Raw genomic sequence first — 16228 nt, forward strand, 5'->3', positions numbered from 1 at the left:
GTTGCAAATTTGCGGGATTTCAACCTTATTGCACAAATTTGCGTTTTTTGCGCACTTATTCACACTCCAGCGATCACGCCGGGCGGATGACCAGCGTAACCGCGCCAGCCTGGCGGTGCTCCCTCGGGGAGAAAACGATCCGCGTCACATCCACCGGCGGCTTGGACTGCTTTTCGATGCCGGAGTGCCGGTCGAAAGCCACGTTCAACGCTTCGGAGTCGAAGCTCACGCGAAGTTCGGCGCCGTTGCGCCATACCTTGACGCATCCCTCCTCAAGCGCCGCGTCGCCGGTCGTGATCAGCACGCTCTCGAAACCGCCCACCCCATTCCGATACCCGTAGCGGTCTGTGAGCGTCAGACTTCCCTTGCCATCGCGCGCGAAAACGAACTCGCGCTCGAGCCTCTCAAGCCCGGCATCGGGCCCGTACGCACCGGAAAGATCGAGAACGAGCCGGTCCACGTCCGTGCCGGCCGCGTGCTCGAGCACCCGGGCCGCGTGCTCGATGCCCGGGAGTTGCGCCTTTCCGTCAATCGCCGGCACGGAATGTCCCAACGATGAATTGGTCAGGAACTCATAGCGTTGCGGACCGAAGTAGGCTTTCGAATACCGGCCGCGCCCGAGATCGGTCAGCACCACTTCCCCGTTATGCGCAACGACGAAGCTCCCCACATCGTTCTGATTGTGCATCTCGGCGTTGTGGCCGCCCTTGGCCGCGAACTGAAGGGCATCGGGATCGCGCGGATCGCGCCGCGCGATCATCACCTGCATCTCCTCGAACCAGTCATGTCCGGACGGCGTGTGCGCGGGGACATCTTCGCGTAACGGCCAGAGATACTGGCGCAGCAGCCAGACAAATTGATTAACGTGATCAATATGATAGTCGTTCGTGACCCCCATGCCCTCGAGCCCGGGCAAGTCCAGGCGCTGCGAAAGCATGCGCAAAAGCGCCGGGAGGAAGGAGGGCCGCTCGTCACTGTCGGAAAAACTGATCCAGAGCCCGGGCCCGACCATCGTCCGCAACGGAAACTGCGCCGCTTCGCGCACGATGGCGGGCGCATAAAGATCGATCTTTCCACCCGTCCGAGCCTCTAGCAACTGGGCTAGAACCACATAATTCCCAAAGCCGTAACTCCAATAGTCCGGCCCCTCGGTCGACCCGCCCTGGTTGTCGAATGTCTCGAGATACTCCGCCAGCCCCGGCATGCCGCGGGCGATGATCTCGGCCAGCCGGTGGCTATCGGCTTCAAGAAAGCACGCCGCGCCGACGACCCCGGCGACGCACACTGCCGTCCAGTTGTTGAGGGGCCGATCGTTCCGCGACGAGAGCCACCAATGGTCGTGCCGGGCAAGGAACGGCGTGAAGCATCGCCGGTCGATCTCCGCCCGGATATGCCGGCGCAGCATAGGATCGAGCTTGTCCCCGAGCAGATAATCGATCTCGGCAAGATCCAGGGCCGTCATCGCCGCCGCAAGGTCGATCCGGGGGCTGTCGGGCGGGTCCATATCCCCAGCATGCGCGGGCCAGGCCCAGTTCGTTTCCTCCAGCCGGGCCCAGATGATGTCGCTCAACGGGTCCAGATTGTCCCCCTGCCAGCGGATGCACTCGTCTATCGTCATGCGGTAGAGCCGGTTGCGCCGCGCGCGCAGCGCATCCTCGTAGCCCTCGCGCCGTCCGGTGCGCTTGAAGTCGAAGTAGAGGCTGGCCGGCAGGGCTTCGAGCGGCGTGTCGCGATCCTGCGCGGCCAGCATTGCCATCCTGTCGACCGCCTCGCGCCCCGCAACCCCAGCGATTCCAGCCCAGGCCGCCCGCTCGGAGCCCGGCGGATAAGGCGCGAACGCCCCCTGCCCTTCGAGCGCCTCGGCCACCCGCCGCACACTGTATTGCCGCAAATCCGTCATCGCCGCCTCCCTCTGCTGATCCGCGGGGACAGACTAGGTCGCCAATGAAAATTTGCAAATAACTTCGCAATTTTTGCGTAATTTGCGTTTACCCGACGGTCTGCACCGTACCGCCGGCAACCAACGACACGCCGATCTCGAGCTGCTGGACGACCGGCTCTCCATCCATGTGCTGCATCAAAAGCCGAACCGCGCCCCGGCCGATGGCCTCGCGTTCGACGTGGATTGTGGTGAGACGCGGCGCGGTCATGCCCGCGAGCGGCAGATCGTCGAACCCGATGATCGAAAAATGCGCCGGCATCGCCGCCTCTTCCCCGCGCAGGCCCTCGATCAGCTCGACCGCGGCGATGTCGTTCCAGCAAAACAGCGCCGTGACGCCGTACCGGTTGGCCAGAATACCCTCGCACAACTCGCCGATGCTGCACGTTTCGGTGTTGAGGATGACCCCTTCCGCACCGTCGCTCTCGGCGATCGCAGCCTCGAACCCACGCCGGCGCTCGCGAATGGTTGGGCGGAACTGATGCGTATAGTGCAGGATCCGTCGGTGCCCGGCATCAATGAGATAATTGGTCGCAAGGTAGGCGCCGTAGAAATTGGCCGGGGAAACCGAACTCATCCGCATGCCCGGATCGCTGCCGTTGACGAGGACCGCCTGGACATCGTTTTCCGCGCACCACGCAACAAGCTCGTCCCAGGCGTCGATTCCCGCGAGCAGCACCGCGCTTGCGGCAGCCTGCGAAACATAGCGTTTGACGAGATCGAGCGTCACCGCTTGCTCGTTGATGAGCCGGACGTCGAGATCGAGCCCGACAGCGGTGGCCTCTAGGCGCATCGCCTCGACGATACCGACGTAAAAGCCCGAGAGCCCGCCCGTCGCGCCACCCAGCGGCACGAGCGCCACCGCGCGGCGGTTGAAGCCGCCTGCGGGCATGACATGCTTGCTGCGATACCCCAGACTCCGCGCGACCCGGTGCACGTCGAGCCGCACCGCCTCGCTGATCCCCGCCTCATTGGCCAGCGCGCGCGAGACCGTGCTGACGGAAACCCCCAGCTTGGCGGCGATATCGGCCTGGTTGGGACGGCGGGCGGAGGTGCTCATGGGCGCGTGGCAATCCTTGTCGAGATCATGCCCTTCTGCCTTACGCAATTTTTGCGTTTTTTGAAAGCACGGAAATGCCGATGTCCAGCGAAATGGTGAACGTGCGGAAAACCGGCTGCCCTTGAGCGCTAGCGGCGAAACGGTGTTTCGCCTATGCCCTGCCAGGGCACATCCACCGCGAAAACCGCGCCGGACAGATCGGCTCCGGCCCCGGCTCGACGCATCGAAGTGATGTAGAGGGTCCGCAAATCCGCGCCGCCGAAGCACAGATTGGTCGGGTTGGACGTCGGCACCGCCACCTCTGCGTCGACGCGCCCGCCGGGCGTGAGCCGCACCACGCGCCCGGAATCGCTGGCCGCGATCCAGTAGCAGCCATCGGTATCCACCGTCGCCCCGTCGGGACGCCCGCCGATTACCGATTTGTCGGCGAAGTGTCTCCGGCCCGATATATGCCCCGTGTCCCGGTCGAGATCGAAGGTCCAGATGCACGCGACGGTGGGATGGGAGTCCGACACATAGAGCCGCCTGCCGTCCGGACTGAACGCGAGCCCGTTCTGCACGAGGAGACCGCCGCACTGCGGCGTGGGACGGGAACCGCCGAGGCAATAAAGCGCGCCGCGGGGCGTTTCCGGATCGACCGGCTCGGCGAGCGACCCGGCCCAGAACCGGCCGTCGCGATCGAGCGCGCCGTCGTTCATGCGCATGTCCGGCACACCATCGAGAACCGCCGCGAGCGATGTTTCGACAAGTGTCTCGCCATCGACCTCAAGCAGCGAGAACCCCGCCTCGGTCGCAGCGACAAAGCCGCCGGCCTGTGCCGGTGCGATTGCGCTCACGCGCCCCCCGCAAAGGAAAGCCGTATGCTGTCCGTCCTTGAGCCGGTGCAGCCGCGCCTCGGGGATATCGACCCAGTAGAGCGCGTCTTCGCTGGCCACCCAGACCGGCGATTCCCCGAGGCTCGCGCGGACATCGGCGATCGCTTCGGCGCGCACCGCCCGTTACCGCCCGCGCCCGACGGGGTCGAGACCGTTGGCCTGAAACAATCCGGCGATATACCCGAAGCAGAAAGCGAACGCCGTTTCCATTGGCGCGGCACCGTCGATATGGGGGACGTGGTCGGGCATGATCATGTAGCGGTAACCCACCTCCTCGTAGACCTTGAACGTGCGCGCCATATCCATGTCGCCCTCGTCGGGAAAGGTCTCGGAGAAGCCGTAGCGGCCACCGCGTATGTTGCGGAAATGGACGTTGAAGATTTTCCCGCGCGTCCCGAACCAGCGGATGACCTCGTCGATCTCGGCGTCCGGATCCACAAGGCTCTCGGCGACCGTGCCCTGGCAGAAATTGAGCCCGTGCACAGGGCTCTCGCAGATCGAGACGAACGTCTTGAGCCCGGCAACGTCGCCCAGCACGCGGGTCACGCCGCGATATCCCGGAGGCGTGAGAGGATCGTGAGGGTGGCAGGCGAGCTGCACATTGGCGCTTTCGGCCACGGGAACGACACGCTCGAGAAAATACGTGATGCGCTCCCAATACGCATCGGCATCGACGCAGCCTGCAGGTCCTGGTCCCGGATCGACGGCCTTGTCGCGGAAAAAACTCGACTGCCGGCTCCCGCCGCGCCCGAGTTCGTCCGCGGTGCGCGGAATACCGATAAGATTGAAATTGTACTTTGCGGCGCGCACGCCCAGGCTCCCGAGCAACTCGATGAGCCGGCAGATCGCGTCGATCTGACGATCACGCTCGGGACCGTCCTGCCCAAGGCGAATCGCCTGGCTTTCCGACTTTTCGACAGGGTCCGAACTCATCGGCAATTGCACCATATCGAGATGCAGCCCGATCCTGTCGAGCGTGTCGATATGACGAACAAGCGTGTCGCGCGTCCACGCGTAAGGGCTTCCGACAGGATCGACACACACGTGATGAACGCCCAACTGTGCCAATTGCCTGAGATACCGCTCGCCCAGCGCCTCGTATTGCTCCCCGTGCAGCTGCGTCCCGACATACATGGCTTGACCCTCCTCCCGCGCTGACCGCGCGAAGTCAAACCGGCGGGCCGGAAAAGATCAAGTGTCAAACGCAGACTGCGGCAACCGTGCCGCTGAGGGAAGAGCCTCTAGAAGGCTCATCTGCAATGAGAGGAGAAAATGGAGCGGGTGAAGGGAATCGAACCCTCGTCGTAAGCTTGGAAGGCTTCTGCTCTACCATTGAGCTACACCCGCCCGAGGGTGAATCGCCATTCGGAGAGACATTGCCCCGGATTGGCCCGGACGGCAAGGACGATTGGTGGTGGAGGGGGCTGGATTCGAACCAGCGTAGCCTAAGGCGTCAGATTTACAGTCTGATGGATTTAACCACTCTCCCACCCCTCCCCAATCGTCGAATCGGCGAAGCGATGTGACGATCCGCACCGTTCCCGGCGCGCATCACGGCCCGGTTTATGCTGGCCCGGACCTCCTGTGTCAACTGCTATCGGGAAGGAATTTTGACGCTTTTTTCAAATGCGCTTGCCGCTTGCCGCCATTGGCCGAAACCGGTACCGGTTGGAGCGCTTTCAACAAAAGCAGCAGCCGCTTTCGGATCGAAGGCGCGACAAGCAAAAGAGCGATGAGCAAAAACAAGTTCCCACCCAAGAAGCGCCCGGCCGTCGACCCCGACAATGGCCCCGTCTATCTTTACGGCCTGCACACCGTCCGCGCAGCGCTCGACAATCCGCAGCGCAAGAAGCGCGTGCTTCTGGCGACGCCGAACGCGCTCAACCGCCTGGGCGAGAGCGGGCCGATCCCCGACCTTCCGATCCACGAGAAGACCCCGCGCGAGCTCGACGCCCTGCTTGGTGCCGATGCCGTGCATCAGGGCGTGGCGCTCGAGGTCGATCCTGTCGACCGCCCCAGGCTGCAGGACGTGGAAAAGCTCGACCTCGTGATCGCACTCGATCAGGTGACGGACCCCCACAATGTCGGCGCAATCCTGAGAACGGCCTGCGCATTCGGCGCCGACGCGGTCATCACCACCGCCCGTTATGCGCCCCGCGAAACCGGCGTTTTGGCAAAGTCGGCCTCGGGCGCCCTCGACCTGATCCCGCTCGTTGAAGTCCGCAACCTCGGGGAAACGCTCGAAACGCTCAAGAAAAACGGGCTTTTATGCCTCGGCTTTGATTCCGAAGCTGAAGGGCTCCTGAGGCCGCGGCCGTCCGGCCAGAAGCTCGCTATTGTCCTGGGTGCGGAGGGTAAGGGCCTGCGCCAGAAGACGCGCTCGCTCTGCGATGAAATGGTCCGGCTCGACATGCCCGGCCCCATCAAATCACTCAACGTCTCCAATGCCGCGGCGATCGCGCTCTTTGCCGCGACCGCAGGGCGCTCATAGCGCGTCGAAATCGATTGGCAGTTCCGCGGTGATCAGTTCGTTCTCGAAGACGCTCGCGGGCCGCGAGCGCAGGGTGACAACCGAATAGCCGCGCTCGCCCAGCTCGCGCAAAAATTCCGGCAGCATCGCGACGGTCCGCGCATGAATGTCGTGGAACAGAATAACGCCCTGCCCCTGCGCATCGAGCCGCGCCAGCGTACGCGCAAGCACCTCGGCGGACGTCTCCTTGTAGTAATCCTTGGAGTCGACATCCACGTCGAGAACGATGAAGTCGCTCTCGATGGCGCTCGTTCGAATGAGCCCGGTCTGCGCGAGATAGGGAAAGCGGAAGAACCGGGATGGCGCCTGCCCAATGTCGTCGAGCGCAGATGCGACCGCATCGTAACCCGACTGCATCTCGCCCATCGCGGCGCTGAGGCTGAGCGTCGTGAGGTCCGTGTGGCTGAACGTATGGGTCCCGATGGTATGCCCGCGTTGAGCGACGACACGGACAAGCTCCGGGTGCCGCTCGGCGGCCTCCCCGAGCATGAGGAAGGTCGCATGCACGCCGAACGCGTCGAGCGTATCGAGAATGGTTTCGGTCTTGCCGGGCCGCGGGCCGTCGTCAAACGTCAAAACGACCTCGCCCGGCGCCAGCGCGAGCTCGGCATCACTGGCGACGCTCAGGACCCGGCCAGCCAAGGGAGCCGCGGCAAGTCGCGGCGGTATCGATTGCGGCATCTCACCCACCTCCTCGACGAAATCTACAATAACCGCCGAGGTGGTGAAAGGATCTGTGTCCTGCGCGTAGGCGGTCAGCTGCGGCCCGGCTGAGGGGGCCTTTGCACAGCCGGCGACGAGCGCCGGAACCAGAAGAATAATCCAGAGCCCGCGCACACCACCCTCATTGAGCAAGACAATTGAAAGACCTGCCCAATGTTAGCGATTATGGTTAACAAGCCGTTCGACTTGCGAAGATTTATGGTTAACGAAGTATTACTTGGGCCGGTTCGCGCCGGCGTGATTGACAAGTCTTTTGGCCCGGAACACCGTCTCATCGAACTTCTGCAGGAAATTCGTACGATCCCGCTGCGAAAAGGCGGGGTTGTGTCCGTTGTGCTCGCCAACCTCGCGCAGATGCTGTTTAAGCTCGCGCATGGCAAGCGCCACGCCGATCGAATGGTCGGTGAAAGGCTCACCCGTTGGCCCCAGGACGTGGGCCCCCTTCTCGAGGACGCGGCTGGCCAGGGGAATGTCGGCGGTGACCACCACATCATTGTCCCGCACATGCTCGACGATCCAATCGTCCGCCGCGTCGGCGCCCTGGGGCACCATGACGTTGGTGACCATCGGGTCGCGCGAGGGCCGCAGACCGAAATTGGCCACATAGATCACCGAAAGTTGGTGCCGTTCGGCCACCCGCGCGATTTCGGCCTTGACCGGGCAAGCGTCGGCATCGACGAGAATTTGCGGCGATCTGCTATCGCTCAATGCTCATGACCTCGCAAATAAGCGCCAGACGTTCGGCAACGGGCGCCATGGGTAACTCGATCAGCCTATATCCCAAATCCTCATAGGCCTGTGCAATGGTCTCATAGGTTTTCACAGCCTCGGCCCAGTCCTGCTTGCGTTCGGCATCGTTGGCGTAGATGGCCCGCCATGGCGGCGCCACGAACACGCTGCGATTGTAGCGAAACCGCTGCGCCGCTCTATAGATATGGTCCGTTCCCGCCAATCCGCAAAGGCGCGCGTACCCCACAAGATCGGGAACGCCGCGATCAAAGAGCGCAACGACGCCCCGCCTCGCATATGTCTGGTGGTTCTGAATGTCCCGGTCCAGCATGAGTTCGGCATAGGTGGCCCGGTCGTCCCAATGAACGGCCCGGCCGCCGATCTCGACCTGCAATTGAGTGATTGCGCGGCCGGTTTCAGGAACGGTGGCAATTCCCGATGCCGCAGCCGCCTCGAGCAGCGTCGTCTTGCCCGCACCGGGACCGCCGGTCACGACAAAAAGCATGTCGGGCGCGCTGGGCGCACCCGACGATTCGCCGTGAGACGGCGCTGTGTTGGTCTTATGCATCCTGGGTCTCGCGATTTGAAAGAGGATGGCGCAACGCGCGAAAATCCCACGCGTCGGCCGCGTTCCTCACCAGGCGCAAGCCCGGTGCGCCTACTCCCGCATCGCCCCCGGCCCGGGCACGGCGCCCGGCGGGCATTTTCCCAGAATGATCATGCCGAGCACTTCATCCTTGGTGACATCGTCCGTCTTCGCGGTCCCGACGACCTGCCCGTTCTTCATGACGCAAACGCGGTCGGCGAGGTCGAAGACGTCGTGGATGTCGTGGCTGATGAGGAAGATGCCGATGCCCTCGGACTTGAGCTGGGTGATGAGATCGCCCACCTGCTTGGTTTCCTGAGGCCCAAGCGCCGCCGTCGGCTCGTCCATGATGAGGACGCGGGCATTAAACAGGATCGCCCGCGCGATGGCAACCGACTGCCGCTGCCCGCCCGAAAGCGCCTTTACCGGCTCCTTGAAGCGCCGGAAATTGGGGTTGAGCCGCCCCATCACCTCACGCGCCTTGGCTTCCATCGCGACGTCGTCGAGCGTGCCGAGCGCCGTGACCAGTTCACGGCCAAGGAACAGATTGGCTGCCGCATCGACGTTATCGGCCACAGCGAGGGTCTGATAGATCGTCTCGATCCCATAGGCCTTCGCATCGCGCGGATTGTTGATCGTGGCTTCCTCGCCGTCGATCCGGATGGTGCCGGAATCGCGCTTGTAGGCCCCCGAGAGGATCTTGATGAGCGTCGACTTTCCGGCACCGTTATGGCCCAGGAGCCCGACGACCTCGCCAGGATAAAGATCGATAGAAGCCCGGTCCACCGCGTGGATGCCTCCGAACGCAATGGAGATGTCGCTGAGTTCGACGAGCGGCGTCACCGCCGCCGTTGCTACTGCTGCTTGTGTCATGTCCGGCAAACCTTTACTGCGCCCGGTTGCGATAGAGGGTGTCGAGCCAAACGGCAAAGACAAGGACAAGCCCGACGACGATCGATTGCAGCGGGCTGTCGAGCCCCATCAGCACCATGCCCGACTGCAGGGACTGCATAACGAGCGCGCCCATCATGGCGCCGACAATGGTACCGACACCGCCGCCCAGCGACGTGCCGCCGATCACCGCCGCCGCGATGACGTAGAGCTCGTCGAGCGTCCCCAGGGCGTTGGTCGAGGCGTTGAGCCGCGCGGTCGCGATCGAGGAGGCGATGGCGACCAGCGCCCCCATGAGCATGAAGATCTTGACCGTCACCCAGCGGGTATTGATGCCCGCCAGTTCCGCCGCCTCCGGGTTGCCACCCATGGCGAAGACGTAGCGTCCGAACCGGGTCCGGGTGGACAGGAAAGTCATGACGACGCCCACACCGATCGCCATGAGCACGGGGATGGCGATCCCGTGCGAGATGAAAAGACCGCCTTCGGGTACGGGAATGCCGTTCGCTTCCGCGTAGCGCGCGGCGATACGCGTCGGCCAGGGGTAGGCGTTAAAGACCGCAACCGCCGCGATAACGACGCCGCACCCCATTGCCGCCAGCGCAGCCTCGGCCCAGATCGGCCGCAGCGGGAAATTGAAGCGTTTGCGCTGGACGCGGGCGTAGTAGAGGTAGGCGCCGATGCCGATACAGGCCACGGCCGCGAACGCCCAGCTGGCCGCAAAGCCGATCGCGCCGTCCGGACCGCCCCCCATCAACTGGAACGTCGGATCGAGCGGCGCCACCGTGCGCCCGCTCGTCACCCACCACGCCGCGCCACGCCAGACGAGAAAGCCGCCGAGCGTTACGATGAAGGCGGGAACCTTGAGGTAGGCGATGATCGATCCCTGCGCGGCGCCGATAAGGGCGCCGATGACAATCCCGACGGCCAGCGTAATGACCCAGATGAACGGATGGCCGAACCCCAGTATGCCCGGAAGCACCTCCACCTGAACCACGCCCATCACCATACCGACGAAACCGAGCGCGGAGCCGACCGAAAGGTCGATATTGCGGGTGACGATCACCAGCACCATACCCGTCGCCATGACGGCGATCGAGGCGGTCTGAACCGAAAGGTTCCACAGGTTGCGCGGGGTGATGAACAGCCCGCCGGACAGTATGTGAAAGCCGACCCAGATCAGCAGCAAAGCGCCGATCATACCCAGGAGCCGCGTATCGAGCTCGGTCGCCTTCAGAAATCGGACGAGCGCATTGCCGCCGGATATGTCGATTGTGTTGCGCGTAGCGGAAATGGCGTCGTGATCGGCCATTCAGTAACCTCCACCCATAAAACCCGCCGGAAGCTTCCGGTGGATGCAGGACGATGCCGCGGCGACCCGCCGCGGCATCCCCGGTTTTTTAATGATAACAGATTAGTCGCAGGCTGCGACGGTGCCCGGTGCGACGCCTTGGCACGCAACGTCCTTGCTGACCCATCCCGCGTCGATGACGACGTCGAGGTTGTCCTGCGTGATCGGAACGGGATCGAGCAGCAACGAGGTCATCTCGACGCCGTTCGGGCCATCCGAAAAGACTTCCGAACCCTGGATGTCCGAAAGCGCAGCGCCATTGGCCAGCTCCACGGCAATCGACGCGGCCGTCGAACCCAGATCGCGCGCGTCCTTCCAGACAGAGACAGTCTGCGTCCCGAGCGCGATACGGTTGAGCGCAGCGTGATCGCCATCCTGACCGGACACCGGCACGGCGCCGTCGAGACCTTGCGCGGAAAGCGCCGCAACGACGCCGCCGGCGGTGCCGTCATTGGACGCCACAACCGCGTCGACCTCGTTGTTGTTCGCCGTCAGGAACTGCTCCATGTTCGCCTGTGCGTTCGAGGGCAGCCAGCCGTCGGTATAGGCTTCGCCGACGTTGACGATATCGCCCGCATCGATCGCGGACTGCAGAACCTCCATCTGCCCTTCGAACAGGAAGTCGGCATTGGGATCGGCGCTCGAGCCCTTGATGAAGACGTAGTTGCCCTCGGGCTGCACCTCGAAGACCGCCTGTGCCTGAAGCCGTCCAACTTCCTTGTTGTCGAACGTCAGGTAGAAGACGTCGGGATTTTCAATCAGGCGGTCATAACCGACAACCGGAATACCCTCGGCAACAGCGGCGGAAATGGCGGGGCCGATCGCATCGGAATCCTGCGCCAGAACAATCAGCGCGTCCGCGCCCTGGGCGATCAGGCTTTCGATGTCGGTAAGCTGCTTGGCTGGCGAAGACTGGGCGTCCGCAGAAATGTAGTTCGCGCCGAGTTCCTCGAGCCGGGCCTGAATAGCCGCTTCGTCGGTCTTCCAGCGCTCTTCCTGGAAGTTGGACCAGGAAACGCCAACTGTGATGTCGTCCTGCGCGAAGGCAACGCCCCCTGCACTGAACAGAACGGTCGTGCCGAGCAGGACCGCAGCCAGATTTTTCATATTTCTCCTCCCGCAGGCACAAGCGGTGCCTGCACATAGCTAACTGTTAGAGATTCAAGTCTCCAAGAGCGGGCACTCCTCCGGAATCATCCGCTCGCCGGGTATTTATTTCAGTACCCGAAAAAATAATTGGCACGTAGCCCCCACTGTGTCAACGTCGATTTTTACGACACCTGAACAAATACCTGCGTTCACTGCCGGACGGCTTGAACGTGCGCCGAGGGTGCCGGCCGAAGGAATGGGAGGAACCGCGTGGCGCGTGGCGTTGCGGACACCGAAATGATCCGGCGAACCAATCGCGAGCGGGTGCTTGACGTCATCCGCCGCGAGGGACCGATGTCGCGCACCCGCATCGCGAACCTCACCGGCCTGTCCAACGCGTCCCTCTCGGCCATCGGCGCGGACCTCGTGGCGCAAGGCATATTGAGCGAAGTCGAGGATACCCAGCAGGAAAACAAGGGGCGCGGGCGTCCCGCCATCGGGCTCGGACACAACCGGGCGGCCGCCTACGTCATTCTCATCGAACTCGACGTCAACCGTTGCCGCCTGTCGATGCTCGACTATGGCGGCATCCTCGTCGATCGCGTGGAAACACCGCTCATGCCCGACCAGTTCCATGCGCGCCGCCCGGATGACTACCTGCTGGAAAGAATCGAAACCATGGCGCAGCGCAACGAAGCCGAAATGGAGCGGCTGGGCGCTGTCGCGCTCTCCGTCCAGGGCATGCTCGGACCGATGAGGCGCGGGCTCAAATGGTCGCCGATCCCCGACCTGGCGGGCGTCGACCTGCTGGGTCCTATCGCCACGACCTATGGCGTCCCCACCCATCTCTACAAGCGCGGGCACCTGATGGCCGACGGCACGCGCTGGCTCCATCCGGCGCTGGCGCATGCCACATATGCAACGATCTTCATCGGGGCGACGGTGGGCATGGGGCTATCCTTTCCCAGCGAAGGCCCCTTGCCCGCAGACATCGGCACGGAGTTCGGCCATATGAACCATATGCCCGACGGCGCGCTATGCCGGTGCGGCGCACACGGCTGTATCGAAGCCTATGCCGCCGACTATGGAATTCTGCGCGCGGCCTATTCGGTGCCCGAACACACAACCCCCGCAAATGCCGTGCCCCCGGGCGACTTCCAGCAGATTATCGCCAGGGCCCGTGCGGGCGATCGCAATGCCATCCACGCATTCAACAATGCCGGCCGCGCACTGGGCTTCGGCATCAACAGGCTGATGTCGGTGGTCGAAATCTCCCACATCGTGCTGCTCGGCCCCGGAACGGCAGCGTTCGACCTCATGCGCCCGGCCCTCGAAGACGCCACCCTGGCCTCGCTTTCGGGCCGGATCAACGGCGTGCCGCAAATCATCCTGACCGCGGATGCGGGCGAACCCATCTATCGCGGCCTGATGATGAAGGCCCTCACCGCGCTCGACCACGATCATTTCGCCCCGATGACTGGCACCGCGGCGCGCAGCATCGCGGAATAGCCGGGCCAATCCGCTTGCATGCGGTCCGTCCCGATGCTAGCTAGCGCGTGCTGCCGGTATAGCTCAGTTGGTAGAGCATCTGATTTGTAATCAGAGGGTCGCGGGTTCAAGTCCTGCTGCCGGCACCACCGCTCACCGTCCTGGTATCAGCCGGCACGCCGTTCCAGAAACCCCAGCACCATCTCCTCGGCATGCGCGCGATACCGCTCGCGCCATTCCGGATCGTTGATCCGTGCATCGAAGACTGCGCCCAGCGTATACCCGTTCGAGAGGGGGAAGAAGAACAGCGAGGCCGTCATCACATAGAGTTCCACCGGTTCGACGTCCGAACGGAACAGTCCGGCCTTGCACCCGCGCTCGAGGATCTTCGCAATGTGGTTGATAAGCGGCGACTGCAGGCTGGCGATATCGTCCATGTGCTGGATCGTCTGTCCGCGGCGCAGGTTCTCTGTGGTCAGAAGCCGCAGGAACCAAGGCGATTCAAGGAAGTGCCGCATGGTGAACGCGATAAGCGCGCGTATCGCGTCGCGCGGCGCCAGCGCGTCCAGATCGAGCGCACGTTCGCCCGAACGGATTTGCACGTAGGCTTCACGTAGCGCTTGCTCGTAGAGCCCCTCCTTGTTGCCGAAATACGAATAGATGAGCGCCTTGTTGGCGTTGGCCCGGTGCGCGATGCGGTCGATGCGCGCGCCGGTGTCGCCGTACTCGGAGAACTCATGTATCGCCGCCAGAAGGATGTCGGTCTTGGTCCGCTCGGCATCGCGCCGTGGCCGCCGCTTGAGCTGATCCACGTTCATCACCCGCCCGCCCGAAAAATGGGGCGGATCGGACTGGATCGAAGAAACGGCTGCTGTTTTCGGCACGGCTCTCACGCAATCAGTGCGACGCGGCCCTGGCCGGACTCGCGGTTTCCGGTACCCAGCCCCTGTAAAGGGAATGGGCACCATCAAGCGGCAGCGACACGATCCTCTCGTTGCGTTGCGAATCGTAGATCGCGGTGATCAGCTCCATCGCATGGCGCGCCGCGGCGATATCGCCAAGCAGCGGCACATCTTCGCCGTGAAGGGCACGATGAACCGCCTCATAGAGCCCGGCATAGCGCGAATACCCGTCATCGACCGCCGCGCAGGCCGCGTCGATCTCGCGCTGCAGTTCGGGCGTTTTCGCAACAAACGTCCAGTTCCCCTGGCTGATCGTATAGGGTTCGAGATCGCTCTGAATGGTGGCGTTCTCGAAACAGAACCGCATCCGCGACATGTCCTCCGCCGCCCCAAGCGTCATCGACGACGTCACCAGCGCGCCGCTGCCGGTTTCAAGGCTCACTGCCGCGCAGTCCTCTGTCTCGATCGGATTGCACCGTGTCTGCAGGAACGCCGCGACGCGCTTGACCCCGCCCAGGGCGTGCGCCATCAGGTCGTGAATGTGGATCGCGTGGCTCACGATGACCCCGCCGCATTCCCCCGCCCAGGTACCGCGCCAAGGGGTCGCATAATAGGCTGCTTCACGCCGCCAGTGCGTTTCGAGCGTCGCCGTATAGGCTTTCCCGAGCAGCCCGGATTCGATGAGGTGCATGAGCTTGCGATAACCTGGCCCGAACCGGTACTGGAAGACGGGGAAAAGCCTGGTCGAAGCCTTCGCGAGCGCATCCTCGACGCGGTCGACGTCCGCCAGCGACGTTACGAGCGGCTTTTCGCCCATGACGTGTTTTCCGGCCGCAAGCCCGTCGATGATCGCCTGATAGTGCATATGCGGCGGCAGGCACATGGAGACGATGTCGATATCGGGGTCGTCGAGCACCGCTTGCATATCGGCCTCGACCCGGGCGCCGGGAAATTCCTTCGCGACACTCGCTGCGCGCTCGGTGTTGATGTCGCAGATCACCGCGATGTCATAAAGATGCGGCAGCTCGGCAATGCCCCGGGCGTGGCCTATGCCGACCCCGGCCCCGATGATCGCGATTTTGAGTTTCTTATGTTCGGTCACTTTCCGATCCTTTTTGCATCCCGCTGCGCAACGAGCGCCAACCGGGTCGCGGCAAACGCATGCTGCTGGCGCATGGCGGATTCTTCTCGCGTACGGACGTCCTCGAGAAACTGGGCGAAGAACGGAGTTCCGACCCCGCTGCAATCGATCCGCTGCGGCGCCTCGCCGTTGACGAGGAACAAATGGTCGGTGCCCGGCGCGCCGGCGATGTCGATATACTTGCGCAACTCGATATAGCCCTTGGTCCCGAGGATCGTCATGCGCCCGTCCCCCCAGGTGCCGAGCCCATCCGGCGTGAACCAGTCGACGCGCGCATACCCACTCGCATGCGGACTGCGGATCAGCGCCTCACCGAAATCCTCGAACCCGTTACCCTCATGCGCTCCGAACCGCCCTGTCGCACTGCTGACGACTTCGGCGTCGGTCGACCGCGTGAAGTGGAGGAACTGGTCGAACTGGTGTGCCGCGATGTCGGTGAGAATGCCGCCATACTGCTCCCTGTTCCAGAACCAGTCCGGCCGCACGTCAGCCCTGAGCTGGTGCGGCCCCAGGCCGATCGTCTGGATCACGTCGCCGATGGCGCCCTCACTGATCAGCCTGTCGGCCATCGTCGCCGAAGGGACGCCCAGACGCTCGCCGAAAAAGACGATCCATTTCCGGCCCGTTTCGGCGACGGCGTTCTCGATGCGCGCCAGATCGTCGAGCGACGTGCACCCCGGCTTGTCGACCAGCACATCCTTGCCCGCTTCGAGCGCCTCGAGTGCGAACGCCGCGCGCTCGGAATTGATCGCTGCGATAACGACAAACTCGGTTTCGGGATCATCGAGCAGCCGGCGGCGGTCATCGAAACGCACGAGATCCGGGAACTGGCCAGCGAACTGCTTTGCCCCCTCCGTGTCCCCCCGCGTCCACCACCCTTTGCAGGCGGCACCGGCGCCAATGAGCCCGCGCGCCATGCCAATG

The 16228-nt window shown here is 63.6% G+C and carries 15 protein-coding genes and 3 tRNA genes; 3 read left to right on the forward strand and 15 right to left on the reverse strand.

Annotation, left to right across the window (positions count from 1 at the left end; genetic code table 11):
- Nucleotides 1–73: 73 nt before the first annotated feature.
- The 6 genes from LSG43_RS08210 to LSG43_RS08235 form a co-directional block, all read right to left on the reverse strand.
- Nucleotides 74–1900 (reverse strand): heparinase II/III family protein, encoded by a 1827-nt coding sequence (locus LSG43_RS08210; RefSeq protein ID WP_231802987.1) that lies wholly within the window; start codon nucleotides 1898–1900, stop codon nucleotides 74–76.
- Nucleotides 1901–1988: 88 nt separating this feature from the next.
- Nucleotides 1989–2999 carry a LacI family DNA-binding transcriptional regulator gene (locus LSG43_RS08215; RefSeq protein WP_231802989.1) on the reverse strand — a complete coding sequence of 337 codons (1011 nt, stop codon included), beginning with the start codon at nucleotides 2997–2999 and terminating at the stop codon, nucleotides 1989–1991.
- A gap of 128 nt (nucleotides 3000–3127) precedes the next feature.
- The gene (locus LSG43_RS08220) at nucleotides 3128–3991 is read right to left on the reverse strand and encodes an SMP-30/gluconolactonase/LRE family protein (RefSeq protein WP_231802991.1); all 864 of its coding nucleotides are present in this window, start codon (nucleotides 3989–3991) and stop codon (nucleotides 3128–3130) included.
- 6 nt (nucleotides 3992–3997) lie between these two features.
- Complete coding sequence (locus tag LSG43_RS08225; protein WP_231802993.1) at nucleotides 3998–5008, reverse strand: mannonate dehydratase; 1011 nt, start codon at nucleotides 5006–5008, stop codon at nucleotides 3998–4000.
- 139 nt (nucleotides 5009–5147) lie between these two features.
- Nucleotides 5148–5221, reverse strand: a tRNA-Gly gene (locus LSG43_RS08230).
- 65 nt (nucleotides 5222–5286) lie between these two features.
- Nucleotides 5287–5371 (reverse strand) — tRNA-Tyr (locus LSG43_RS08235).
- Between the two features lie 235 nt (nucleotides 5372–5606).
- On the opposite strand from LSG43_RS08235, the gene rlmB reads away from it, so the two are divergent.
- Entirely contained in the window at nucleotides 5607–6365 is a 759-nt protein-coding gene (rlmB, locus tag LSG43_RS08240; protein WP_231802995.1) for a 23S rRNA (guanosine(2251)-2'-O)-methyltransferase RlmB, read from the forward strand.
- On the opposite strand, the gene LSG43_RS08245 is transcribed toward rlmB, so the two are convergent.
- From LSG43_RS08245 to xylF, 6 genes are all read right to left on the reverse strand, one after another.
- The gene (locus LSG43_RS08245) at nucleotides 6360–7241 is read right to left on the reverse strand and encodes a polysaccharide deacetylase family protein (protein ID WP_231802997.1); all 882 of its coding nucleotides are present in this window, start codon (nucleotides 7239–7241) and stop codon (nucleotides 6360–6362) included. The two genes, rlmB and LSG43_RS08245, sit on opposite strands and share 6 nt — an antisense overlap.
- Nucleotides 7242–7340: 99 nt before the next feature.
- The gene (locus LSG43_RS08250) at nucleotides 7341–7835 is read right to left on the reverse strand and encodes a YaiI/YqxD family protein (protein WP_231802999.1); all 495 of its coding nucleotides are present in this window, start codon (nucleotides 7833–7835) and stop codon (nucleotides 7341–7343) included.
- Nucleotides 7825–8424: an AAA family ATPase gene (locus tag LSG43_RS08255; RefSeq protein ID WP_231803002.1), complete on the reverse strand. Its 600-nt coding sequence runs from the start codon at nucleotides 8422–8424 to the stop codon at nucleotides 7825–7827. The genes LSG43_RS08250 and LSG43_RS08255 overlap by 11 nt, the downstream gene beginning before the upstream one ends.
- A gap of 90 nt (nucleotides 8425–8514) precedes the next feature.
- Nucleotides 8515–9315: an ATP-binding cassette domain-containing protein gene (locus LSG43_RS08260; RefSeq protein ID WP_231803004.1), complete on the reverse strand. Its 801-nt coding sequence runs from the start codon at nucleotides 9313–9315 to the stop codon at nucleotides 8515–8517.
- A 13-nt stretch (nucleotides 9316–9328) separates the two neighbouring features.
- A complete protein-coding gene (locus tag LSG43_RS08265) occupies nucleotides 9329–10645 on the reverse strand; it encodes a sugar ABC transporter permease (RefSeq protein WP_231803006.1) in 1317 nt (438 codons plus the stop codon).
- Between the two features lie 102 nt (nucleotides 10646–10747).
- A complete protein-coding gene (gene xylF, locus LSG43_RS08270) occupies nucleotides 10748–11791 on the reverse strand; it encodes a D-xylose ABC transporter substrate-binding protein (protein WP_231803008.1) in 1044 nt (347 codons plus the stop codon).
- A gap of 252 nt (nucleotides 11792–12043) precedes the next feature.
- Between xylF and LSG43_RS08275 the strand changes: the two genes are divergently transcribed.
- Together LSG43_RS08275 and LSG43_RS08280 are read left to right on the forward strand one after the other, a co-directional pair.
- A complete protein-coding gene (locus LSG43_RS08275; RefSeq protein WP_231803010.1) occupies nucleotides 12044–13282 on the forward strand; it encodes an ROK family transcriptional regulator in 1239 nt (412 codons plus the stop codon).
- Between the two features lie 52 nt (nucleotides 13283–13334).
- Nucleotides 13335–13410, forward strand: a tRNA-Thr gene (locus tag LSG43_RS08280).
- Between the two features lie 18 nt (nucleotides 13411–13428).
- Here LSG43_RS08280 and LSG43_RS08285 read toward each other — a convergent pair.
- The 3 genes from LSG43_RS08285 to LSG43_RS08295 are packed head-to-tail and all read right to left on the reverse strand — an operon-like array spanning nucleotide 13429 to nucleotide 16221.
- Entirely contained in the window at nucleotides 13429–14145 is a 717-nt protein-coding gene (locus LSG43_RS08285) for a TetR/AcrR family transcriptional regulator (RefSeq protein ID WP_231803012.1), read from the reverse strand.
- A gap of 13 nt (nucleotides 14146–14158) precedes the next feature.
- On the reverse strand, nucleotides 14159–15265 hold the full coding sequence (locus tag LSG43_RS16610) for a Gfo/Idh/MocA family protein (RefSeq protein WP_231803014.1): 1107 nt from the start codon (nucleotides 15263–15265) through the stop codon (nucleotides 14159–14161).
- The gene (locus LSG43_RS08295) at nucleotides 15262–16221 is read right to left on the reverse strand and encodes a Gfo/Idh/MocA family protein (protein WP_231804628.1); all 960 of its coding nucleotides are present in this window, start codon (nucleotides 16219–16221) and stop codon (nucleotides 15262–15264) included. The genes LSG43_RS16610 and LSG43_RS08295 overlap by 4 nt, the downstream gene beginning before the upstream one ends.
- Nucleotides 16222–16228: the final 7 nt, after the last annotated feature.

Origin of the sequence: Pelagibacterium xiamenense (genome assembly GCF_021166475.1) — a bacterium.
Classification (GTDB): Bacteria; Pseudomonadota; Alphaproteobacteria; order Rhizobiales; family Devosiaceae; genus Pelagibacterium; species Pelagibacterium xiamenense.

Coding starts and splice junctions, on each gene's coding strand:
- LSG43_RS08210 (WP_231802987.1), bottom strand. CDS start 1,900: ATGACGGATTTGCGGCAATACAGTGTGCGGCGGGTGGCCGAGGCGCTC.
- LSG43_RS08215 (WP_231802989.1), bottom strand. CDS start 2,999: ATGAGCACCTCCGCCCGCCGTCCCAACCAGGCCGATATCGCCGCCAAG.
- LSG43_RS08225 (WP_231802993.1), bottom strand. CDS start 5,008: ATGTATGTCGGGACGCAGCTGCACGGGGAGCAATACGAGGCGCTGGGC.
- rlmB (WP_231802995.1), top strand. CDS start 5,607: ATGAGCAAAAACAAGTTCCCACCCAAGAAGCGCCCGGCCGTCGACCCC.
- LSG43_RS08255 (WP_231803002.1), bottom strand. CDS start 8,424: ATGCATAAGACCAACACAGCGCCGTCTCACGGCGAATCGTCGGGTGCG.
- LSG43_RS08260 (WP_231803004.1), bottom strand. CDS start 9,315: ATGACACAAGCAGCAGTAGCAACGGCGGCGGTGACGCCGCTCGTCGAA.
- LSG43_RS08265 (WP_231803006.1), bottom strand. CDS start 10,645: ATGGCCGATCACGACGCCATTTCCGCTACGCGCAACACAATCGACATA.
- xylF (WP_231803008.1), bottom strand. CDS start 11,791: ATGAAAAATCTGGCTGCGGTCCTGCTCGGCACGACCGTTCTGTTCAGT.
- LSG43_RS08295 (WP_231804628.1), bottom strand. CDS start 16,221: ATGGCGCGCGGGCTCATTGGCGCCGGTGCCGCCTGCAAAGGGTGGTGG.